Origin of the sequence: Pseudolabrys sp., assembly GCF_050250095.1 — a bacterium.
Classification (GTDB): domain Bacteria; phylum Pseudomonadota; class Alphaproteobacteria; order Rhizobiales; family Xanthobacteraceae; genus Pseudolabrys.
In genome coordinates this window covers 145,070-166,761 of sequence record NZ_JBFWPH010000002.1, presented here as the reverse complement: position 1 = coordinate 166,761, position 21,692 = coordinate 145,070, and the positions used below count along the sequence as shown (strand labels likewise).

21 protein-coding genes are annotated in these 21,692 nt (G+C 65.7%); 5 read left to right on the top strand and 16 right to left on the bottom strand.

The genetic code is table 11. From position 1 onward, the window contains the following. Positions 1-188: 188 nt before the first annotated feature. The 8 genes from glyS to AB7F10_RS06065 form a co-directional block, all read right to left on the bottom strand. Positions 189-2,462 (bottom strand): glycine--tRNA ligase subunit beta, encoded by a 2,274-nt coding sequence (gene glyS / locus AB7F10_RS06100; protein WP_428559640.1) that lies wholly within the window; start codon positions 2,460-2,462, stop codon positions 189-191. A gap of 28 nt (positions 2,463-2,490) precedes the next feature. Beyond that, positions 2,491-3,096, bottom strand: coding sequence for a cysteine hydrolase family protein (locus AB7F10_RS06095; RefSeq protein WP_428559643.1), 606 nt, complete (start codon positions 3,094-3,096; stop codon positions 2,491-2,493). Positions 3,097-3,158: 62 nt separating this feature from the next. Further along, positions 3,159-5,153, bottom strand: a complete 1,995-nt coding sequence (locus tag AB7F10_RS06090) for a DUF2207 domain-containing protein (protein ID WP_428559645.1) — start codon at positions 5,151-5,153, stop codon at positions 3,159-3,161. A gap of 42 nt (positions 5,154-5,195) precedes the next feature. Beyond that, positions 5,196-5,747, bottom strand: a complete 552-nt coding sequence (locus AB7F10_RS06085) for a LemA family protein (protein ID WP_428560035.1) — start codon at positions 5,745-5,747, stop codon at positions 5,196-5,198. Between the two features lie 87 nt (positions 5,748-5,834). Then, positions 5,835-6,767: a glycine--tRNA ligase subunit alpha gene (locus AB7F10_RS06080; protein ID WP_428560038.1), complete on the bottom strand. Its 933-nt coding sequence runs from the start codon at positions 6,765-6,767 to the stop codon at positions 5,835-5,837. 352 nt (positions 6,768-7,119) lie between these two features. After that, complete coding sequence (locus tag AB7F10_RS06075; RefSeq protein WP_428559648.1) at positions 7,120-7,323, bottom strand: hypothetical protein; 204 nt, start codon at positions 7,321-7,323, stop codon at positions 7,120-7,122. A gap of 71 nt (positions 7,324-7,394) precedes the next feature. After that, positions 7,395-8,195, bottom strand: a complete 801-nt coding sequence (locus AB7F10_RS06070) for an alpha/beta fold hydrolase (RefSeq protein WP_428559650.1) — start codon at positions 8,193-8,195, stop codon at positions 7,395-7,397. Between the two features lie 56 nt (positions 8,196-8,251). Then, positions 8,252-9,145, bottom strand: coding sequence for a S49 family peptidase (locus AB7F10_RS06065; protein WP_428559652.1), 894 nt, complete (start codon positions 9,143-9,145; stop codon positions 8,252-8,254). A gap of 172 nt (positions 9,146-9,317) precedes the next feature. On the opposite strand from AB7F10_RS06065, the gene AB7F10_RS06060 reads away from it, so the two are divergent. Then, complete coding sequence (locus tag AB7F10_RS06060; RefSeq protein ID WP_428559655.1) at positions 9,318-9,464, top strand: hypothetical protein; 147 nt, start codon at positions 9,318-9,320, stop codon at positions 9,462-9,464. Positions 9,465-9,497: 33 nt separating this feature from the next. On the opposite strand, the gene AB7F10_RS06055 is transcribed toward AB7F10_RS06060, so the two are convergent. Genes AB7F10_RS06055 through AB7F10_RS06045 form a run of 3 tightly spaced genes read right to left on the bottom strand, consistent with a single transcriptional unit; the run spans position 9,498 to position 11,531 of the window. Beyond that, the gene (locus AB7F10_RS06055) at positions 9,498-10,262 is read right to left on the bottom strand and encodes a tRNA1(Val) (adenine(37)-N6)-methyltransferase (protein ID WP_428559657.1); all 765 of its coding nucleotides are present in this window, start codon (positions 10,260-10,262) and stop codon (positions 9,498-9,500) included. Next, entirely contained in the window at positions 10,249-10,482 is a 234-nt protein-coding gene (locus AB7F10_RS06050; RefSeq protein ID WP_428559660.1) for a DUF2007 domain-containing protein, read from the bottom strand. The genes AB7F10_RS06055 and AB7F10_RS06050 overlap by 14 nt, the downstream gene beginning before the upstream one ends. Positions 10,483-10,487: 5 nt before the next feature. After that, on the bottom strand, positions 10,488-11,531 hold the full coding sequence (locus AB7F10_RS06045; RefSeq protein WP_428559663.1) for a glycosyltransferase: 1,044 nt from the start codon (positions 11,529-11,531) through the stop codon (positions 10,488-10,490). A 196-nt stretch (positions 11,532-11,727) separates the two neighbouring features. Between AB7F10_RS06045 and AB7F10_RS06040 the strand changes: the two genes are divergently transcribed. Then, positions 11,728-12,738, top strand: a complete 1,011-nt coding sequence (locus tag AB7F10_RS06040) for a polyprenyl synthetase family protein (RefSeq protein ID WP_428559665.1) — start codon at positions 11,728-11,730, stop codon at positions 12,736-12,738. A 143-nt stretch (positions 12,739-12,881) separates the two neighbouring features. On the opposite strand, the gene AB7F10_RS06035 is transcribed toward AB7F10_RS06040, so the two are convergent. Beyond that, the gene (locus AB7F10_RS06035) at positions 12,882-13,754 is read right to left on the bottom strand and encodes a 4-(cytidine 5'-diphospho)-2-C-methyl-D-erythritol kinase (RefSeq protein WP_428559667.1); all 873 of its coding nucleotides are present in this window, start codon (positions 13,752-13,754) and stop codon (positions 12,882-12,884) included. Between the two features lie 25 nt (positions 13,755-13,779). After that, positions 13,780-15,528 (bottom strand): tetratricopeptide repeat protein, encoded by a 1,749-nt coding sequence (locus AB7F10_RS06030; RefSeq protein WP_428559669.1) that lies wholly within the window; start codon positions 15,526-15,528, stop codon positions 13,780-13,782. 259 nt (positions 15,529-15,787) lie between these two features. Here AB7F10_RS06030 and AB7F10_RS06025 point away from each other — a divergent pair, with 259 nt between their 5' ends. Then, complete coding sequence (locus AB7F10_RS06025) at positions 15,788-16,507, top strand: alpha/beta fold hydrolase (RefSeq protein WP_428559671.1); 720 nt, start codon at positions 15,788-15,790, stop codon at positions 16,505-16,507. A gap of 3 nt (positions 16,508-16,510) precedes the next feature. Here AB7F10_RS06025 and AB7F10_RS06020 read toward each other — a convergent pair whose 3' ends face one another. Next, a complete protein-coding gene (locus AB7F10_RS06020) occupies positions 16,511-18,169 on the bottom strand; it encodes an electron transfer flavoprotein-ubiquinone oxidoreductase (protein WP_428559674.1) in 1,659 nt (552 codons plus the stop codon). A gap of 180 nt (positions 18,170-18,349) precedes the next feature. On the opposite strand from AB7F10_RS06020, the gene AB7F10_RS06015 reads away from it, so the two are divergent. Continuing rightward, positions 18,350-19,159: a uracil-DNA glycosylase gene (locus AB7F10_RS06015; RefSeq protein ID WP_428559677.1), complete on the top strand. Its 810-nt coding sequence runs from the start codon at positions 18,350-18,352 to the stop codon at positions 19,157-19,159. A 29-nt stretch (positions 19,160-19,188) separates the two neighbouring features. Then, entirely contained in the window at positions 19,189-19,593 is a 405-nt protein-coding gene (locus AB7F10_RS06010) for a hypothetical protein (RefSeq protein WP_428559680.1), read from the top strand. 16 nt (positions 19,594-19,609) lie between these two features. Here AB7F10_RS06010 and AB7F10_RS06005 read toward each other — a convergent pair whose 3' ends face one another. Together AB7F10_RS06005 and AB7F10_RS06000 are read right to left on the bottom strand one after the other, a co-directional pair. Beyond that, the gene (locus AB7F10_RS06005; protein ID WP_428559682.1) at positions 19,610-20,047 is read right to left on the bottom strand and encodes an EamA family transporter; all 438 of its coding nucleotides are present in this window, start codon (positions 20,045-20,047) and stop codon (positions 19,610-19,612) included. A gap of 23 nt (positions 20,048-20,070) precedes the next feature. Continuing rightward, positions 20,071-21,360, bottom strand: a complete 1,290-nt coding sequence (locus AB7F10_RS06000) for an NCS2 family permease (RefSeq protein ID WP_428560040.1) — start codon at positions 21,358-21,360, stop codon at positions 20,071-20,073. Between the last annotated feature and the right edge of the window lie 332 nt (positions 21,361-21,692).

Here is a 21,692-nt window from a genome sequence, read left to right as displayed (position 1 = left end):
CAATTTCCCCTCGCGGAAGCGCCGGAATTGACGCCTGCGGGGAATAACGGATTCGCGGCCGCTTAGTTCCCGCTATCCACTCCCTGGCTGTCATGCCCCGCGAAAGCGGGGCATCCAGTAAACGACTGCCTGCATTGGTGTGTACTGGATCGCCCGCCTTCGCGGGCGATGACGGCTGAGAGAAGGTCTCAACCCTCGATCCTTGAGAAATCCGCCACCGCGCGGGTCGCCTCGCGAATCCGGTTCAGGAGCTTGAGGCGATTCTCGCGCACGGGTTTGTCGTCCGCGTTCACCGTCACCTTGTCGAAGAAGAAATCGACCGCCGGGCGCAGTTTCGCCATCGCGCTCATGGCGGCGGCGAAGTCTTCCCTGGCGACCGCCCCGGCGGCGTCCTTGCCGGCACTGTCGACGGCAGCGGCCAGCGCCTTCTCCTCGGCCTGCTGGTAGAGCGCGGCATCCGGCGCGCCGTCATAGGCCTTGCCGTCCTTCTTCTCCTCGATGCGGAGAATGTTGGCGGCGCGCTTGAAACCGGCGAGCAGGTTCTTGCCGTCGTCGGTCTCGAGGAATTTGCCGAGCGCCTCGACGCGGCGTGTCACCATCAAAAAATCATCGCCAAACAACCCACCAAGCGCAAAGACAGCATCCACCAGATCATGCCGAGCACCACGACTACGCAGATAGAACTTCAGCCTTTCCGCCATGAAAGCGATAAGGTCAAAGTACGCGATGAGCGACCTAGCAGCTCGAAGCCTCTCATTCGGGTCAGGGAAGATTTCAACTCTCTTGCTAATATCCTCAAGTAATACTGGACTAACCGACGCAAAAAGTTGCTCTAGAGCATCCGAAGGCTCTTGTTCGATTGGACGAATCTTGTCCAGCATTTCACCAAGTAGCAATGTCAAAAATTCAACAAATGGAAGACGAACGCCATTTTCCAAAATGATTCTTAAGACGCCGAGAGCCGCCCGCCGAAGAGCGTATGGATCTTTTGAGCCCGACGGCTTTTCAGGAATGGCCCAAAAACACCGTAGCATGTCGATCTTGTCAGCCAGCGCGACAGCGATCGCAACTGGATCAGACGGCACAAGATCATCAGCCCCTTGCGGCTTCCAATGATCTTCAATCGCATGAGCAACGGCCTCGTCCTCACCCTGCGCTTCGGCATAATAGCGGCCCATTAGACCTTGCACTTCGGGAAACTCGCCAACGATCTCTGTAAGTAAATCAGCTTTACAGAGGTAAGCGGCTCGCTGAACGTGATTATGAAAAAGCGCAGAACTTCCTTTATATTTCTCGCCGGCTTGAAACTGTGCTTCGATTTTATCGCCCACTATGCGTGCGACTGACATTATGCGCATCACATGTTCCGCCTGCGTGCCAAGCTTCTCGTGGAACACGATGTGCTCGAACTTCGGCAGCCGCGCCTCGAGCCTGGTCTTGAGGTCGGTGTCGTAGAAAAACTTCGCGTCGGACAGCCGCGCGCGGATCACGCGCTCGTTGCCGGCGACGATCTTCTGGCCGCCGTCCGAGGCTTCCTCGTTCGCCACCAGAATGAATTTATTGACCAGCTTCGATGTTTGCGGATCGCGCAGCACAAAGCATTTCTGGTTGATGCGGATGGTGGCGCGGATCACCTCGTCGGGGATCGCAAGGAACGCCTTGTCGAATTCGCCCATCAGCGGCACCGGCCATTCGGTCAGCCCCGCCACCTCCGTCAGCAGCCCCTCGTCCTCGACCAGCTCGTAGCCTTGCGCGAAAGCGAGATTGCGCGCGTCGGTCAGGATCATCTCCTTGCGGCGCGCGGGATCGAGCACGACCTTGGCAGCTTCGAGCTTCGACACATAGTCGTCGAAACGTTTCACCGTGATCTGCGCCGGCGCCATGAAGCGGTGGCCGTGCGTGGTGTTGCCCGAAGCGACGCCATCGACCGCGATCGGCACGATCTCCGGGTCTTCGGTTTCCGGCCCGAAGGTCGCGATGATCGAATGCAGCGGCCGCACCCAGTTGAGCGCGCCCTCCTTCGCGGAGGCCTCGCCCCAGCGCATCGACTTCGGCCACGGGAAGCCGCGCACGACCTTCGGCACGATGTCGGAAATCACCTCGATGGCCGGGCGGCCCGGCTTCTCGATCACCGCGAGATAGAAATCGCCCTTCTTGTCCTGCTGGACCTTCGCATCGCTAATCGACTTCAGGCCCGCCGCCTTGACGAAACCGGCAATCGCCTGTTCCGGCGCGCCGACCTTCGGACCCTTGCGCTCTTCCTTGGTGTCCGGCGAGCGCACCGGCAGGCCGTGCACCGACAGCGCGAGGCGACGAGGCGTCGCGAACGCCTTGGCGCCCTCATAGACGAGACCGGCATCGACCAGCGCGTCGGTGACGAGCTTTTTCAGGTCGTCGGCCGCGCGCGGCTGCATGCGGGCCGGGATTTCCTCGGAGAAGAATTCAAGCAGAAGGTCGGGCATTGGCGGTCTTTGGAGTAGGTCTTCGGGATCAGGCTTTGATGTCGGCGACGCGGGCTATTGTTGCGAAACGGTCGGCCAGCTCGGCGAGCGCGGTGCGATGCACCTGCGCCGCGGTGAGGTCCGCGCCGCCGAGCGGGTCCGGCAGGCTGCGGGTCGCGACCGCGTCGGACACGACGGTGACGCCGTAGCCGTGATCGACTGCCGAGCGCGCGGTGGCGGACACGCACATATGCGTCATGAAGCCGGCGACGACGAGATGCTTGCGCCCCGTGGCCTGCAAAGCCTCGTGCAGCGTGGTCTTGGCGAAGGAGTTCGGCAGCGGCTTCTCGATCACCGTCTCGCCGGCCTGCGGCGCGGCGGGTGCGGCGAACTTGAACGACGGCCCTTCCGGGTCGAACAGGCCACCGGGGCGGCCACGCTGGGCGATGTGAATGATGGGGGCCTTGGCGGCGCGCGCGGCGGCGAGCAACGCGGCGACCTGGGCCAGCGCGGCGTCGACGCCCTCGAGCGGCAGCTTGCCGGTCACATATTCGTTCTGCGCGTCGATGATGACGACGGCGGCCTCGGTGAGCTTGCCGGGCGCGGGGTTCGCGCCGGCCATCTGCAGCAGCGTCTTGGCGGTCTTGTCGGTCATGGCAGCACTCTTTGCGCGCGATGTGCGGCTTGCCTAGCAAGCCGCCGCCGCGAAGTCACCCGCTACCACCCCCCGCCGCCTCCGCCGCCGCCCCCACCGCCGGAGCCGCCACCGCCGCCGGAGGAAAAGCCCGACGAGCCGGACGAGGCCGGCACGGCGCTCGCAAAGGCCGCATTGGCGCCGGCGACGCTCGCCGCCACCGCGCTGCCGAGGTTGCCGCCGCGCCAGCCGCTGCCCCATGACGGGGCATAGACGCGGGACGGCTCGGGCTCGTCCGGATGCGCCCGCGCGAGCGCCGCGCTGAAGGCCTCGGCCCACGGCTTCTCGACGCCGAGCGCCACCGCGTAAGGCAGCAGCGCCTCGAAGCGCTCGGTGGTGATTTTCGGCGCCTGATAATTCATGCGGTCGGATTCGGCGGTCTCGAGATAGAGCTTCAAACCCTCGAGGTGATCCATGATCGGGCGGCCGAGCGCCGTCGGCGCGCGCATCAGATACAGGAACAACCCGTTGAGCGTCGTGAACGCGCCGATCAGCAGCAGCGGGTAAGGATTGTCGATGCCGAGCTTGAGCAGAATTCCGCCGAGCGCGGAAATGCCGCCCGGCAGCGCGGCGTTCGCGATGTTGAAGAAGATCGACACGAACGCGCCGAGGATCACGACGAGGATCGCGCCGCGCACCACGGACGCAAAGGCGCGGCCGCTGAAGATCGACATGGCAATCGGCACCAGGAACATGCCGAGCCAGAGCCCGCCGAAGCCGGTCGCCGCGACGATGGCGATGTCCTCGTCACGCAACCCGCCGAAGACGAACAGGCCGATGACGACGGCGACCGTCATCGCAATGCCGGCCAGCGCATAGCCGAGATTGCGGCGGAAAAACTTGTTCTTGCTCTCGCTTTCGATCGCCTTGGTGAAACTGCCGCCGACGGTCGCGACCGAGGCGCCATGCGCCTTGTCGATCGTCGCCTCGCCGCCCTGTCCTTCGACCCAGTCGTAGATCGCGCGCTCGCCGGCCGGCAGCACGGCCGCGCCGGTTTGCGGCGAGGTGCCGGGCCGCTTGCCGGTCAGCTTGTAGGAGAGGTCCTTGCCCTCCTCCTGATTGAACAGCAGCAGGCCCTTGACCGCGAGCGACAGCGAAGCGGCCGTGAAAGCGCGCCAGCGGTCGCTGAAGCCCCAGTCGCTGATGTAATTGGCGAGCGCCGGCGACACATTGCCCGGCGGATCGAACTGCGGGATGACGACGCCGCGCTTCGGGTCGCGGCCGACCGCGCTCCACGCGAACAGGTAGTAGATCAGAACGGCGAGGAAGCCGAGCCCGCCGAAGATCCAGCGCTTGTAATCGAGATAGCCGTAATACAGCTCATCGGCGCCGCTCGGCGCGCTGACCGCGCCCTGCGGAATTTCCGCAACCACGGTCAGCCCCTCGCCGGGCGCAAGCGCCCGCGTCGTCGTGACGGTGAGGACGTTGTCGTTGCCGACCGCGCCGCTGAAATCCGTGCCGCGCGCACCGAGGCGCCCGGTGAAAGCCGTCCAGCGCAGCGGGCGCGTCCTGTCGGGCAGTTCGAGCCGGTAGTTCGCGGCAAGGATCGGGAAGTTCCAGAAATTGCCGGTGACGTTCCAGTTCAGTTCCGGCCTGCCGTCGAACCAGCGCACCTGCCGCGCGGTGCGATAGCGGAAGACGTAAGTGTGTTCGCCGGGCGCGACCGTCACGTTTTTGCTGCCGGCATAGATGCGGATGCGATTGCCGTGGCTTTCGGTGAAATGCGGCTCTGGCCGGCCGTCGCGCGTCACGTCGAGCAAGGCGAACGGCACCGTGCGCAGGTCGCCTGCCCTGTCGCGGAAGGTGAGCGGAAAGTCCCGGAAAATGCCGCGCCTGATCTCGCGGCCTTCGGCGCGCACGCGGATCGTCTCGGTGACGATCAACACGCCATCGGACGCGAGTTTCGCCGTGGAGTCGAACCGCAGGATCTGTTCCGCGGCGCGCGCCTGCGGCGCACCGGCGAGAAGCGCGATGACAAGGAGAGCAAGCCAGCGCATCGAACTTATTTGTTTGAGCATGATCTTTTCCGAAAACCGGTCCCCACTTTTCGGGATCATGCTCTAAAGCGACAGCGCCGGCGCGTTGCGCTCGGCGGCGTCACCGATCTCGAAATAGGCGCGCGGACGAAAGCCGAATGCGCCGGCGATCAGGTTGACCGGGAAGGTCTGCACCAGGGTGTTCTGGTTGCGCACCGCGCCGTTGTAATAGCGCCGCGACATCTGCAGGTCGTTTTCGAGCTTCGATAATTCACGCTGCAATTCGAGGAAATTCGCGCTGGCCTTCAGGTCGGGATAACCCTCGGCCACCGCCATCAGCCGGCCGAGTGCAACGCCAAGCGCGCCTTCGGCCTGCGCGCGGCCGGCGACGTCGCCCGCTGGCACCGCCTGCGCGGTGGCGCGCATCTGCGTGAGCTGCTCGAGCAGGCCGCGCTCATGCGCGGCATAGCCCTTCACCACCTCGACCAGATTGGGCACCAGCGCGGCGCGGCGCTTCAACTGCACGTCGATGCCGCTCCAGGCCTCGTCGGCCATCTGCGCGGTGCCGACCAGCCGGTTGTAAAGGAACGCAATGGCGACAAGCGCCACGACAACGACGAGGAGGATGATCCAGATCGACATGAGGATGGGTCGCAGCCCCGCGGCAGAAGGTTCAACTATAGCCGCAATTCGCCGCCGGTGAAGGCGCGCATCGGCGAGATCTCAGGCTGCGCCGCCCGCAGCCGTCTTCAGCCACGCTTCGCCGCAGGCCTTGGCGAGTTCGCGCACGCGCAGGATGTAACTCTGGCGCTCCGTGACGGAAATGACGCCGCGCGCGTCGAGCAGATTGAAGACGTGGCTCGCCTTGATGCACTGGTCGTAAGCCGGCAGCACCATCAGGTGCTTGGCCTTGTCCGAACTCTTTTCGTTTTTTTGCCAGCCCGCCTCGAGATATTTCCTGCAGGCGGCTTCCGCCATCTTGAACTGCTCGAACAGCATCGCGGTGTCGGCATGTTCGAAGTTGTGGCGGGAATATTCCTGTTCGGCCTGCAGGAACACATCGCCATAGGTCACCTTGCGGTCGCCCTGGAGGCCGTTGAAGTTGAGGTCGTAGACGTTATCGACGCCCTGCACATACATCGCGAGGCGCTCGAGGCCGTAGGTGAGCTCGCCCGCGACCGGCGCGCACTCGATGCCGGCGACCTGCTGGAAATACGTGAACTGCGAGACTTCCATGCCGTCGCACCAGCACTCCCAGCCAAGCCCCCACGCGCCGAGCGTCGGGCTTTCCCAGTCGTCCTCGACGAAGCGAATGTCGTGAACCTTGGAGTCGATGCCGATGGCGGCGAGCGACTTCAGGTAAAGCTCCTGAATGTCGCCCGGCGACGGCTTCAGGATCACCTGGAACTGGTAGTAGTGCTGCAGCCGGTTCGGGTTCTCGCCGTAGCGGCCGTCCTTCGGACGCCGCGAAGGCTGGACGTAAGCCGCGTTCCACGGCTTCGGCCCCAAGGCCCGCAGGGTGGTCGCCGGGTGGAAGGTGCCGGCGCCGACCTCCATGTCGTAGGGCTGCAGGATCACGCAGCCCCATTCCGCCCAGTAACGCTGGAGGGCGAGGATCAGGCCCTGGAACGAATGGGCGGGATCGAGGTTATCCAACACGGCAGGCCCCCGCGGCACGACGGACCAATTCGTCCAATGTCCGCAAACAGTTGTTAAGGACGGGAATCGAAAGGGACCCTATTCGCGGCCCCCGCGAGGGGTCAAGCCAGCCGGATTTACGGGGTTTTGAACCTCAGCCGCTAGTCTCGCGACCAATAATCAAGGACGCCGAGGCAAACACGGTGCGTCCAGGGAGATTGCCAAATGCTGACGTTCCAGATTCTGGGCTGGCTGTTCGTGGCGCTGTTTTTCGGCGCAACCGTGACCACCCACGCGCAGGCCCACCGCTAAAACGGCAACGCCGGGCGTTCCTGCCCGGCGCGTTCGATATGCTCGAAAAATCGACGATTCAGAGCCGGTATTCGCCGGTCGCCGGATCGCGCCGCAGCGTCGGCAGCGGCCGATGCTTCGCGATCTGGACCTTGAGCGCCTGCTCACGGTCCAGCTCCGCGTTGATGCGGCGAACCTCGCGCACCACCCAATGCACGACCATGGCGCCGCCGGCGGCAGCCAGCGCCCACTTGACCAGCGGCGGAATGACGAAAGGCGGCATGGCGAACGTCTCCGGTTCAGGACGGTATCGAGTGTTGCCGTAAACAAGGCGATTTCACGACAGCCCGCATTTTAGGGATTCTGCGGTCGATTCTCGCCGTAAAACGCCTCCATCGCGGCGGCCAGCGCCTCCGGCGCCTGCATCGGCATGATGTGGCCGCTGTCGACCTCTTTCAGTTGAGCACCTGGGATTTGCGCGGCGATGCCCCGCACATAATCCGGCGGCCGCAGCCGATCATGGCGGCCGGCAAGAACGAGCGTCGGGCAGCGGATCGCTCCGAGGTCCGGCACGGCGTCGAATTTCGCGAAGGCCCGGTTGATCGCGGCATAGCTCGCCGGATCGTTGGCGAGGAAGCGCGCCCGGTAGGCGTCGTAGACGGCACGGTCGCGGATCGTCTCCGGCGGCCAGGAATTGCCAAGCGTATTGTCCACCGTCGCCGCCATGCCCTCGCGCTCGACCTGTCCGGCGCGCACGGCGAGGTAGTCGATCCGGTCGGCGCTGACGCCGGGCGCGGGACAGGCCAGCACCAGCGTCTTCACGCTGTCCGGATGGCGCGCGGCGTGGCGGATCGCGAGCGCCGCGCCGATCGCGACGCCGGCGACATGATATGGCGCGGGCGTGCCGAGCGCCGCGGTGAGCGCGGCAATGTCTTCGACCTGCCGATCGATCGAGAATGCGCCTTCGATCCGCGAGGAGCCCCCCGCCCCGCGCTGGTCGTAGCGCAGCACGCGGAAATGCTTTTCGAGATGCGGCACCAGAGGCGACCAGGTCTCCAGCGTGCCGCCGATCTCGTGCAGCAGCACCAGCCAGTCCGGCCCCACGCCGGACAGCGCGTAGTTGATGGTAGCGCCTTCGATGGAAATTGTCGGCATGGACCCCGAACCTGCAAAGCGCGGCAGGCTATGTCAGACGACGATCAGGAGCCAGCCTAAAAGCCATAACGCGACCACCAGGCCCGCGCTTCGAGCAAGGAGATCATGTCGTCGCCGTGACTCTCCAGCGTCGCGGCCATGCGGCTGAGGCCGGGAATTCGCCGCCCAAGCAAGCCGCGGCTCATTTCGATCAGGGGCGTGCGAACCTTGTCGCCGTAGCGGGCGCGCAGCACCGAGCGGAGGTCGCCGATGGCGTCGACCAGTCCGAGGTCGCGGGCGACCGCGGCGGTCCAGAACTCGCCGGAGAACAGCGTGGCGTCATCGCCCTTGAGCCGCGTGCCGCGTCGCTCCTTCACCAGCGCAATGAAGTCGTCGTGGATTTTCTTCTGCAGCGCCTTGATCCGCTGCACGTCTTCCGGCTTCTCCGGCAGGAATGGGTCGAGCATCACCTTGCGGTCGCCCGAGGTGTAAACTCGCCGTTCGACGCCGATCTTCTCGATCAGATTGACGAAACCGAACGAGCCGCCGACCACGCCGATCGAGCCGGCGATCGAGAAAGTGTCGCAGACGATCTCGTCGGCGGCGCAGGCGATCATGTAGCCGCCCGACGCCGCGAGATCCTCGACGAAGGCGAAAACCGGGAGCTTCTTTTCCTCGGCCAGCTGGCGGATGCGGCGGTAGATCAGATGCGACTGCGCCGGCGAACCGCCCGGTGAATTGATCAGCAGCGCGACCGCCCGCGCGCCGCGCATGCCGAACGCCTTGTCGAGCGACCGCGCCACTGTCCCGAGCGTCAGCCCCGGCCGCAGCGGTACGCCCGCACCGATGACGCCGGCAAGCCGCACCACCGGCACGGTCGGAATGTCGGCGCGGAACCGCGCCGGCAGCAGCGGGCCGAAAAATTCGGCAAGCAATCCCGGCTTCCGCGGGTTGGTTTCGCTTGTTGTCATATGTTCAGAATTCCAGCGTTGGCGATGACGAAGATGTGAAAGCTTCGGACATTAATCCGGACCGCGTTTGCCCAACTTTTACCATTGGCCTGCTTCTTGCTCGGAAACAATTCGTCGCGGTGCTTCGATGCGGCCAATGCGGCGAAGATGGTTGTGTCCGAGGACGTGGAACATGGAACCCAAACTCGCTTTGTTGTTCGCCTTGATCGGCGTCATCATTGCATTGTCGCACCTCGATGACGACCGCGTCTCCCGCGTGAAGCGTCAGCTTGCCCTGTGGCGGCGACGCAAACCGTCCGGCGTGCAGCTCAAATCCTGACCAGCCGCACGCGGGCGCGCGCAGACAGAGACATCAGATCAAAGCAGCACCGTGGCGGAGCACCGCCTCGGCCGCATCGGACGGACGGCCCTCGTCGTCGGCCAGCGTCAGGCCGGGAAGCGCCGCGGCGACGGCCCCGCCACCCTTGACGGCACGCACCAGCACCCGGATCGCCGGCTTGCCGGGCCGCGGATAGACCTCCCGTACGGCAAGGTCGCCGAACGCGCCGGATAGCGCCGCACGGACGGCATCGAGCCCGTCGGCGCGCCAGATCAAACTCAGTGTCCCCTGCAGCCTGAGCAGGCCGGCCGCCGCCGCGACCCAGTGCGGCAGCGTCTGCGCGTCACCCACATGGGCGCGCCGCCGCGCGGCATACGGCGACATATTCTGCCGTTCGGCGTCGTTGAACGGCGGGTTCATCAGCACGGCATCGACGCTTGCAGGCGCAAGGCCGAGCCGCGCGGCGAGATCGGGCGCCGTCACGTCGCAGGCCACCGCGCGCACGCGGTCCGCCATGGCGTTGCGCGCGGCGTTGTGCTGCGCGAGCGCGGCCAGCGCGGGGTCGATCTCGGCCAGCACCACGCGCAGACCGGGCACCCGATGCGCGAGCGCGAGCCCCGCCGCACCGACGCCGGCGCCAAGCTCGACGGCGGTTTCGCCGCCCGCGGCCGGCGTCGCCGCCGCGAGCAGGATCGCGTCATGGCCGAAGCGATGCCCGCGCTTTGGCTGCCGCAGCGTCAGCCTGCCGCCGAGCGCGCGGTCTTCGGTCGTTTCGAATGTGATGTCAGGTGCCGTCATCGGGGCGCAACTCGTGGCCGAGCCCCGCATCCTGCAGGAGACGCCGCGCCCTGGCAAAGTCTTCGCCCGGCACCAGCACCCGGCGCGGCAGCACGCCGAGCGAGCCTTCCAGCACGCTCATGTTCTGGTCGAGCACCATGTGATGAATGCGGGCGCCGTCGAGCAAAGCCACGATCGCGGAGATGAGCACCGGATCGTTGGCGCGGACCAGTTCGCGCATCGGTGCTACCGCTTTCCTCGCTCCGGCGCGGACCTGCGCCTGTTCTGCCCCGGCGCGCGCTGCGCGAGATAGGCGAACAGCTTCGCCTCGCGACGCCCCCGCGTCACGGTGTCGAGCACCATGCCGACCGAGAACGCAAGGAACGCGAGCAGCATCAGGCCGGTCGACAGCACCGCGGTCGGCAGCCGCGGCACGAGGCCCGTCTCGACGAAGGTGATGAAGACCGGAACGGCAAGGCCGACCGAAATCGCGGCCAGCGCGACGGCGATGCCGCTGAAAAACGGCAGCGGCCGCTCGGCGCGGTAGAGATTGACGATGGTGAACAGGATACGGAAACCGTCGCGCCAGGTGTTGAGCTTCGACGCCGAGCCTTCGAGCCGCGCGTAATAGGGCGTCTCGATCTCGCCGACCGGCAGGTCGAGCTCGAGCGCGTGGATCGTCAGTTCCGTTTCGATCTCGAAACCGCCCGACAGCACCGGGAACGACTTGACGAAGCGCCGCGAGAACACCCGATAGCCGGACAGGATGTCGGTGAAGACGTTGCCGAAGGTATTGGCGACGAAGCCGGTCAGCAGCCGGTTGCCGGCGCGGTGACCGGCGCGATAGGCGGCGACCTCGCGGTCGACGCGCGCCGCGACCACCATATCGAGCCGCTCGGTCAAAAGCCGGTCGATCATCTTGCGCGCGCTCGGCGCGTCATAGGTGGCGTCGCCGTCGACCAGCACATAGACGTCGGCGTCGATGTCGGTGAACATGCGGCGCACCACATAGCCCTTGCCCTGATGCGGCTCGTGGAACACCTGCGCGCCGGCGGCGCGTGCGATCTCGGCGGTGCCATCGCTCGAATTGTTGTCGTAGACGTAAACGGTCGCGTCCGGCAGCGCGGCCTGGAAATCCTGCACCACCTTGCCGACCGATCGCTCCTCGTTGTAGCAGGGCACCAGCACCGCGATGTCGATGGCTACGGGCGGACCAGCCGGTGCGGCCTCCGGCGCGGCGGACCTCGCTGCGATCCTCTCCCCGACCCTCTTGGCGCTGGCACGCTTCACGTCGCTCCCCCGCGTCGGTTTCCGCGCGTTGCCCGCTGTGGGGCGCTGATTCGTCATCGTACAGGAAGCCGCCGCGTTTTTCGCGCGCCATACGCCCGCTTTGGTGCGGCATGGATACCGCCCGGTTACACTTGCTCCACGCGCCCGGCGTTTCTATTGTTGTTGTCTGGTTTCCGTTCCCGCTCCGGAGTGCCGCGTGGCCGTCGTCGTTCCCTTCGAAAATCCGTCCCAACCGTCGATCGAGCGGCTGGTTGGGCTGACCGCCCCCGACATGGCGCGCGTCAACGAAACGATCCTGTCGCGCACGGGTTCCGACGTGACGATGATCCCCGAAGTCGCCAACCACCTGATCTCGTCGGGCGGCAAGCGGCTGCGGCCGATGCTGACGCTCGCGATGGCGCAGCTCTGCGGCTATGGCGGCGACGGCCACGTCAAGCTCGCCGCCGCGGTCGAATTCATGCACACCGCGACGCTGCTGCATGACGACGTGGTCGACGAAAGCGACATGCGGCGCGGCAAGCCGGCCGCCCGCATGGTCTGGGGCAACGAGGCGAGCGTGCTGGTCGGCGACTTCCTGCTCGGCCAGGCCTTCAAGATGATGACCGAGGTCGGCAACCTGCAGTCGCTCGAAATCCTCTCCTCCGCCGCCGCGGTGATCGCGGAGGGCGAGGTGATGCAGCTCGCCGCCGCCAAGAACACGGCGACCAACGAGGACGAATATCTGAGCGTGATCCGCGCCAAGACCGCGGAACTGTTCGCCGCGGCCTGCGAGGTCGGGCCGGTGCTCGCCGGGGCCTCGAAGTCGCAGCAGGCGGCTTGCCGCAGCTATGGCATGAATCTCGGCGTCGTGTTCCAGCTCGTCGACGACGCGCTCGACTACGGCGGCAAATCCGCCAAGCTCGGCAAGAATGTCGGCGACGATTTCCGCGAAGGCAAGATCACGCTGCCGGTGGTGCTGTCGTTCCGCCGCGGCTCGGAAAGCGAGCGCGAGTTCTGGAACCGCACGCTGGCGCGCGGCGAGATCAAGGACGGCGATCTCGACACCGCGATGGCGCTGCTCGCAAAGCACCACGCCATCGAGGACACCATCGGCCGCGCTCGCCATTACGGGCAGATCGCCAAGGATGCGCTGGCGCTCGCGGCCAATTCGCCGATGAAACAGGCGCTGGAAGAGACAATCGACTTCTGCGTCGCGCGGACGCATTAAAGTCCTCTGTCGCTCTCACTCGGCTGTCATCGCCCGCGAAGGCGGGCGATCCAGTACACACAAATCTTTCAGTCGTTTACTGGATGCCCCGCATGCGCGGGGCATGACAGCAAGGAATTTCGCGGGAATGAGCGGAGTGCGGTTCAGCGCAGCGTCACCGCCTGCACCCACCAGCCGGCGCGGCCGGCGGCGAGCGCCTTCGCCGCCGCCGTGACGTCGTCGGCGTTGTCGAACAGCGCAAAGCAGGTCGCGCCGGAACCCGACATGCGGGCAACGCGGCAGCCTGAAAGCTTGGCCAGCACGCCGAGCACCTCGCCGACGACCGGCGCGCAGGCGGTCGCCGCTTCGGTGAGATCGTTGCCCTCGTTTTCCAGCCAGCCAAAAAACGCGTCACGGTCCCGCGGCACCTGCGTCGCGCCCTCCGGCGACGCCCGGCTGAGATCGAACCGCGCGAAGACATCGCGCGTCGCCAGCGGCACGCCCGGATTGACCAACAGCGCCGGCAACGGCGGCAGATCGAGCGGCGGCGACAGTTCCTCCCCCACGCCGCGCATGAACCGCGCACGCGGATCGAGACAGACCGGCACGTCGGCGCCGACTGTCGCGGCCGCCTGCGCAAGCCGGCGGTCGTCCCCGGCCATGCCGTTGGCGCGCGCCAGCAGTCGCAACGCGGCGGCGGCGTCCGCCGAACCGCCGCCGAGACCGGCGGCCACCGGAATGCGCTTGGTGAGGCGGAAGCGGCCCTGTTTCAATTCGCCGACACCGGCCGCGAGCGCGGCCGCCGCGCGCGTCACGAGGTTGCCCTGCGTCGCGCCGCATTGAGCCGCGAACGGGCCTTCGACATCGAGCCAGATGTCGCCGTCCGGCACGAGCGTCAGATCATCGCAGAGATCGGCGAAGGCAACGAGGCTTTCGAGGCGGTGATAGCCGTCGGCGCGCCGTCCGAGCACACGCAGCGTCAGATTGACCTTCGCGGGGGCGCGTTCCGTCAGCGTCTCGGATAAGGCATCGGGCACGACAAACGCCGCAACGGCGGTTCGCTCAGCCGCCGTTGTCCTTGTCTTTCTTGACCGCCTTGGCCTGGGAGGAGGTTTCTTCCGGCAGACCGGATTTCAGCTTCTCGAGGATCTTCGGCAGGTCTTCCGGCTCCGGCTTCAGGTCGCGCGCGTGCGACCACTGGAAGGTCGCCTCGAGCTTGCGGCCGACCCGCCAATAGGCGTCGCCGAGATGGTCGTTGATGGTCGGGTCCTGCGGCTTCAATTCGATGGCGCGCTCAAGCTGCTTGACCGCCTCCTCGTAGTTGCCGAGGCGGTAATAGGCCCAGCCGAGCGAATCGACGATGTAGCCGTCGTCGGAGCGCGCGGCGACCGCGCGCTTGATCATGTCCATGCCTTCGTCGAGATTGACGCCCTGGTCGATCCACGAATAGCCGAGATAGTTCAGGACGTGCGGCTGGTCCGGGAACAGCTCCAGCGCTTTCTTGAGATCGGCTTCCGCCTTCGGCCATTGCTTGGCGCGCTCGTAACAGATGCCGCGGAAATAGAAGACCAGCCAGTTCGCCTTGGTCGCCGGCTGCTGGATCAGGTCCACCGCCTTGGAATAGGTGTCGGCACACTCGGCGAATTCCTTGTGCGCGCGCAGCACGGTGCCGAGCGCCATGATGGCTTCGGAATCCTTCGGGTTTTCCGTGATGAGCTCGCGCAGGTGCTTTTTGGCTTCGTCGGTGCGCTCGAGACTGTCGAGGTTGGCCGCCATCTGGATCGCGGCGTTGCGATGCAGCGGCGAATTCGCCGGGATGCGCTCGTAAGCCTTGATCGCCAGTTCCGGCTTCTTGAGCGTCTCGTAGAGATCGGCGAGCGACAGGAGCGCGAGCGGATGCGTCGGCGCGAGATAAAGACCGAGTTGCAGGTAGACGAGGCCGAGATCCTCGCCGCCGCGGCGGCCAAGCGACGCGCCGAGACCGTACAGCGACTCCGCCGCGCCGGCCTGCGCCGTCGCCACGATCTGCGGCACCTTCTCGCCCGCCTTGATTTTCGCCAGCGCGGCCTGCGTCAGCGGATGACGCGGAATGGTCTTCTCGAAGCCTTCGTAAACTTCCTTCGCCTGCTCCGCCTTGCCGTTGCGGGACAACCAGCTGCCATAGGCCTCGACCACCCGCAGCGCGTTGGAGTCGAGCTTGTAGGCGTCGGCCAGCCGCTTGCCGGCGTCCTTCTGCTTGCCGGCGACGTCGAGGATGAGACCGGCATGCAGTTCCTTGAAGATTCCGTACCAGTCTGGCCCCTGCAGGCGGTCGATCGCGGCGATGGCGTCCTTGGTGTCGCCGGCGCCCTGCAGCGCCCAGGCCGACAGCAGCGTCGCGGTGAGGTCGGTGATCGGCCCGCGCACCGACTGCGCCACGTTGCGGCGCGCCGATGCATAATGTTTCTGCTTGAGATTGTGCACGCCGGCGACGAGGCGCGCGACGCGATCGTTCTTGTCGAGCTTCAACACGCGATCGGAGAGCTTGACGGACTCCTCGACGTCGCCCCCGATCAGCAGCGACAGGAATGCGCGCTCGATCAGTTCGGTGTTCTTCGGATCGCGCTTGATGGCGGCGCGGTAATAGGCGGCGGCGGCGGAAGCGTCGCGCATCTGGCCGGCGTGACGCGCGGCGAGATAACTGCCGGAGGCCGACACATGCGAGAGTTCCTGCTGCGTCGGGATCTGGGCCGAAATCGTAAACGGCGCTGCCACGACCGCAGCCGCCACAACGGCTGTCGCGGCGGTTCGGCGAAATCTCGAAGTCGTCACTGGTTATGCTCCAAACGGTCGGAACAAGGTCCAAACCTGATTGCGGCGGTGGAAATCACCGCCAGCGCCGGATTCGGGCAGCATGGCCTGTTTGTCGCTGCACCGCAAGAACAGCACTGCCAAGCCAGTACGGCAAAAGCGCGGCGCTGTGGGCATTTTTTGAGTGCATCGGTCGCGGCCTTGGAATCCGGATCGGGAAAATCTATGCCCTTTGATCGGCACAAAAAGCATCGCCCATCACTCGCAACGGAACGCCGGAATGTCGCAGAACAAGACCTTCGTCCTCGTCCACGGCGCCTGGCATGGCGGGTGGTGCTGGAGTGCCGTTGCCGCAATTTTGCGCAGCCGCGGCCACAGCGTTTTGACCCCGACCCAGACGGGGCTGGGCGAACGCCGCCACCTGATTTCGAAGGCGATCACGCTCGACACATTCATCGAGGACATTACGAATGTCATCGACTTCGAGCGGCTCGATGACATCGTTCTGGTCGGGCACAGCTTCGGCGGCAACACGATCTCCGGCGTCGCCGACCGCATGCGTGGACGCATCCGGCAACTGATCTATCTCGACTCGCTGATCATCGAAGGCGGCCAAAGCCCGTTCAGCATCCTGCCCGATGACGTGGTCGCCTCGCGGCTGAAGCTTGCGGAGCCGTCGGGCGGCGTCAGCATCCCCGCGCCGCCGGGCAAGGCGTTCGGCATCGTCGATCCGGCGCTGGCGAAGATGGTGGAGGAGCGGCTGACGCCGCACCCGGTCGGCACCTATCAGTCGCCATTGAACATCAAGGGGCCGGTCGGCAACGGACTGCCGGCGACCTATATCGCCTGCACCGACCCGGTCTACGCGCCGCTGCAATCCTCGCGCGACTGGGCGAAGACGAAAGGCGCGGCGCTCGGCATGACGATGACCGAGCTTGCGACCGGCCACGACGCGATGGTGACGGCGCCACAGGCGCTCGCCGACCTGATCGACTTTTAAGGGTCACATCTCCTGGTAGTTCGGACCGCCGGCGCCTTCCGGCGGCACCCAGGTGATGTTCTGATTTGGATCCTTGATATCGCAGGTTTTGCAGTGGACGCAGTTCTGCGCGTTGATGACAAACTTCGGGTCGCTGCCCTCGTCTACCCACTCGTAGACGCCCGCGGGGCAATAGCGCGATGACGGTCCGGCAAAGACGTCATGCTCCGACGCCTTCTGCAGTGCCATGTCGGCGACCTTCAGATGCGGCGGCTGGTCTTCCTCGTGATTGGTGTTCGACAGGAACACCGAGGACAGCCGGTCGAAGGTGAGCTTGCCGTCGGGCTTCGGATACGCGATCGGCTTGCACTGCGCCGCGGGTTTGAGCGAGGCATAGTCCGGCTTGCCGTGCGAGACGGTGCCGAACAGCGAGAAGCCGAGCGTGTTGGTCCACATGTCGAGGCCGCCGAGCGCGATGCCGGCGAGCGTGCCGTATTTCGACCACAGCGGCTTGGCGTTGCGCACGCGCTTGAGGTCGCGGCCGATCAGCGAGCCGCGCCAAGCCTCGTCATACATCGTCAGTTCGTCATGAGCACGGCCGGCGGCAAGCGCCAGCGCGACCTGCTCGGCGGCGAGCATGCCGGACAGCATGGCGTTATGGCTGCCCTTGATGCGCGGCACGTTCATGAAGCCGGCGTCGCAGCCGATCAGCGCGCCGCCGGGGAAGGTCAGCTTCGGCACCGACTGCCAGCCGCCTTCGGTCAGCGCGCGCGCGCCGTAGGCGAGCCGCTTGCCGCCTTCGAACGTGCCACGCACCAGCGGATGCGTCTTGAAGCGCTGGAATTCCTCGAACGGCGACAGATAAGGGTTCTTGTAGTTCAGGTGAACGACGAAGCCGACCGACACCAGATTGTCGTCGAAGTGATAGAGGAACGAACCGCCGCCGGTGGAGTTGTCGAGCGGCCAGCCGAACGAATGCTGCACCATGCCCTTGCGATGCTTGTCCGGCGCGACCTGCCAGAGCTCCTTCAGGCCGAGGCCGAACTTCTGCGGCTCGCGGCCGTCCGCGAGATTGAATTTCGCGATCAATTGCTTGCCGAGATTGCCGCGCGCGCCTTCGGCGAACAGCGTGTATTTGGCGCGCAGCTCCATGCCGCGCGTGAACGAGTCTTTCGGCGCGCCGCTTTTGCCGATGCCCATGTCGCCGGTGGCGACGCCTTCGACCGCGCCGCCCTCGCCGTAAAGCACCTCCGCCGCCGCGAAGCCCGGATAGATTTCGACGCCCAGCGCCTCCGCCTTGGTGGCGAGCCAGCGGCACACGCTGCCGAGCGAGACGATGTAATTGCCGTGATTGCTCATCAGCGGCGGCATCATGATGTTCGGCAGCCGCAACGCGCCGTTGTGGCCGAGATAATAGAAGCGGTCGTCGGTCACCTTGGTCTTGATCGGCGCGGTCTCGTCGCCGCGCCAGTCCGGCAGCAGACGGTCGAGACCGACCGGGTCGATCACCGCACCGGAGAGGATGTGTGCGCCGACCTCGGAGCCCTTCTCGACCACGACGACGGAAATCTCGGAATTGGCCTCTTTCAGCGCGATCGCGGCGGCGAGCCCCGCCGGCCCGGCGCCGACGATCACGACGTCGAATTCCATCGCCTCGCGAGCTGGAAGATCTTGCTGGCTCATGCGGTCCTCTGAACGGCGGTCGTTTGCGGTCCCGGACAGGTTTTCCACGAATTCCAATGTGTGACAATCCGCCAGCGCGTTTCGTGGCATACCAGCGGCGCGCGCCTGTGGGCGGCGGCGAATGACGGTCCGCGCCGCGCCATCGGGATGCTACATTCGATGATCAGAAAAACGGCTGCCATGAACGTCGAAACTGAAAAATCCGCCCGCGATCTGCTCGCCTTCTATACGGAGGCGGGCGTCGACGCGCCGGTGCAGGAAACGCCGGTCGACCGCTTCGCCGACGACACGCCGACGCAGGCCGCCGCCCCGGCTCGCAGCGCGACCGCGCGGCCCGCGGCAAGTCCGGCACCGATGCCGGTCGCGGCGTCAAGTGCCCCGGCGGCGCCCGAAGAGGCTGCCATGTCGGCGCGCGAGCTTGCGCGCAGCGCCAACACGCTCGACGAACTCAAGGAGCTGCTGCGCGGCTTCGAGGGCTGCGCGCTGAAGCAGACCGCGACGCAACTCGTGTTTTCGGACGGCGCGCCGGGCACGCGCGTGATGTTCGTCGGCGAGGCGCCCGGCCGCGACGAGGACATCGAAGGCCTGCCCTTCGTCGGCCGCTCCGGCAAGCTGCTCGACCGCATGCTCGCCGCGATCGGTCTCGACCGCAGCGGCGTCTACATCGCCAACATCATTCCGTGGCGGCCGCCCGGCAACCGCACGCCGACGCCGCAGGAGTCCGCGATCTGCCTGCCGTTCATCCGGCGGCAGATCGAACTAGTCGATCCCGATATCGTGGTATGCCTCGGCGGCCCGTCGTCGCAGACGCTGCTCGGCATCAAGGAAGGCATCACCAAGTCGCGCGGGCGCTGGTACGACTACGACACCGGCAAGCGCCAGATTCGCGCGCTGCCGACCTTCCATCCGGCCTTCCTGCTGCGCTCGCCGCTGCAGAAGCGGCTCGCCTGGCGCGACTTCCTCGCCATAAAAAAGGCGCTGGACGAATAAAGGATCGCGTTCGCCCGCAGGAGGCTCTCGTGCGATTGACGCTCGCCGCAACGCTTGCTGTGACTCTTGCCGTTTCGCTGCTCGGACCGCTTTCGGCCGTTGCCCAGCAATCGGACCCGACGCCGTTCAAGCCGGTCGAAACGCCGAAGCTCGACCCCGAAGTGTTTGCGCCGCAGCCCGAGCGGCGCGGCGCCAACCAGCAGGATCTCGTCACCTCCGGCGACCGCAAGCCGCAAACGCCGTCCGGCGTCGAAATCGGCCGCTACGACAAGTACCAGCTCAATTTCGACGCCGCGCGCACCCGCGACGTCAACCGGCAGCCCGGCGTCGACAGCAGCGACGGGTCGAACCTGTCGAAGACCTTGCGGCCCAACAATTCGCAGAAGGTGGTGCCGGACTATTTCGGCCTCAAGCTGACCGCGCCGACCAACTAGACGGTCCGCAACCGGACTAGCGATAGGCAACCAGTATCGCGCCAACCACAATCAGCGCGACACCGAGCCAGTTCGGCAACGTCAGCGACTCGCCGAGAAAGACGGCGCCGAACAGCGCGACCAGCGCCACCGACAGCTTGTCGATCGGCGCGACCTGCGCCGCCTGTCCGATCTTCAGCGCACGGAAATAACAAACCCAGGACGCGCCGGTCGCCAGGCCCGACAGCACGAGGAAGACGTAGCTGCGCGCCGACACCGATCCGGGCGACTGGAACTGCCCCGTCGCCAACAGAATAAAGGCGAGCGACACCAGAATGACGATGGTGCGGACGAAGGTGGCGAAGTCCGAGTTGACGTTCTCGACCCCGACCTTGGCAAAGATCGCCGTCAGCGCCGCGAACACCGCGGCGCCGACAGCCCAGATCTGCCAGCTCGCAAACGGGAACGCGCCCAAATCGCCTCCCCCTTGCCGGCCGCCTATCCAGCCACCGCGAACTTGATGGCGAACAGCGCAGCCAGCACCATCACCGCCGGCGAAGCGTCCTTGACCCGCCCGGCGATGATCTTGATCACGGCGTAGGTGATGAAACCGAGGCCGATGCCGGTCGCGATCGAATAGGTCAGCGGCATGGTGACGGCCGTCACCACCGCCGGCGCGTATTCGGTCACGTCCTCCCAGTCGATTTCCGAGAGGCCCCGCGCCATCACGCAGGCGACGAACAAGAGCGCAGCAGCCGAAGCATAGGCCGGGATCATGCCGGCGAGCGGCGCGAAGAACAGCGCGAGCAGGAAGAAGATCGCGACGAACACCGCGGTCAGGCCGGTGCGCCCGCCCGCCGACACGCCGGCAGCGCTCTCGATATAGCTGGTCGTCGTCGAGGTGCCGATCAGCGAGCCGAACATCGCCGCGAAGCTGTCGGAGATCAGAGCCTCCTTCATGCGCGCGAGCTTGCCGTCCTTCATCAGCCCGGTGCGATGGGTGACGCCGATCAGCGTGCCGGCATTGTCGAACACATCGACGAACAGGATCGAGAACACCACGATGAGGAACGTCGCCTCACCAACCCGCGAGAAATCGAGTTGCAACAGGGTCGGCGAGATCGAGGGCGGCATCGAGACGACGCCGGTGAACTTCGACAGGCCGAGCGGGATGCCGATCAGGGCCACCACGAGAACGCCGATCAGCGTGCCGCCCATGATGCGCCGGTAATTGAGCGCCGCGATCAGGACGAAGCCGATCAGCATCAGCGCCGGCTCCCAGTGCCGCAGGTCGCCGAGCGTCACCAGCGTCGCCGGGTGGTCGACGATGATCTTGGCTTCCTCGAGCGCGATGATGCCGAGGAACAATCCGACGCCCGCAGACACCGCGAACTTCAAATTCTGCGGGATCGCATCGATGACGTATTGCCGGATGCGGAACACCGAGATCAGAAAGAAGATCACGCCCGAGCAGAACACGGCGGCGAGTCCCTGCTGCCACGTGTATTTGTAGGTCAGCACCACGGTGAAGGCGAAGAAGGCGTTGAGCCCCATGCCGGGCGCGAGCGCGATGGGATAATTCGCATAAAGCGCCATCACCAACGTCGACACGGCGGCGGCGATGCAGGTCGCGACGAATACCGCGCCGTGATCCATGCCGGTCTTGCTCAGGATCGCGGGGTTGACGAAAACGATGTAGACCATCGTCAGGAAGGTCGTGATGCCGGCGATGAATTCGGTGCGCACATTGGTGCCGGATTGCGTCAGCCCGAAGTAACGGTCGAGCATCGCCTCCACGCCGCCGCCGGTGGAACCCGCGGATTTCGCCGGTGTCTTGGTTTTCCGAGCCATCGCAACCCCCGTTTGCGCTCACAGGACTCCGCAGGCCGCGTAACTGTCGCAGACCGCTCCTTGCCCCGGGGCAACACTAGCGCGCAGGCGCGCGCAAAACCCCGGGGGAAGCAGGTTGTTCACCGCAAAAACTTGCATGGCCGCCAACCGCCGGACCGCTGCCCCTGCGCGATCCCGGCGCGACGCGCAGAGCCGTGCGGCAGAAAGCATCTGCGCGCGGCGACCGGGGGTGATAGTATCGATCCGTTGGCTTGATCTTCGCCAAACGG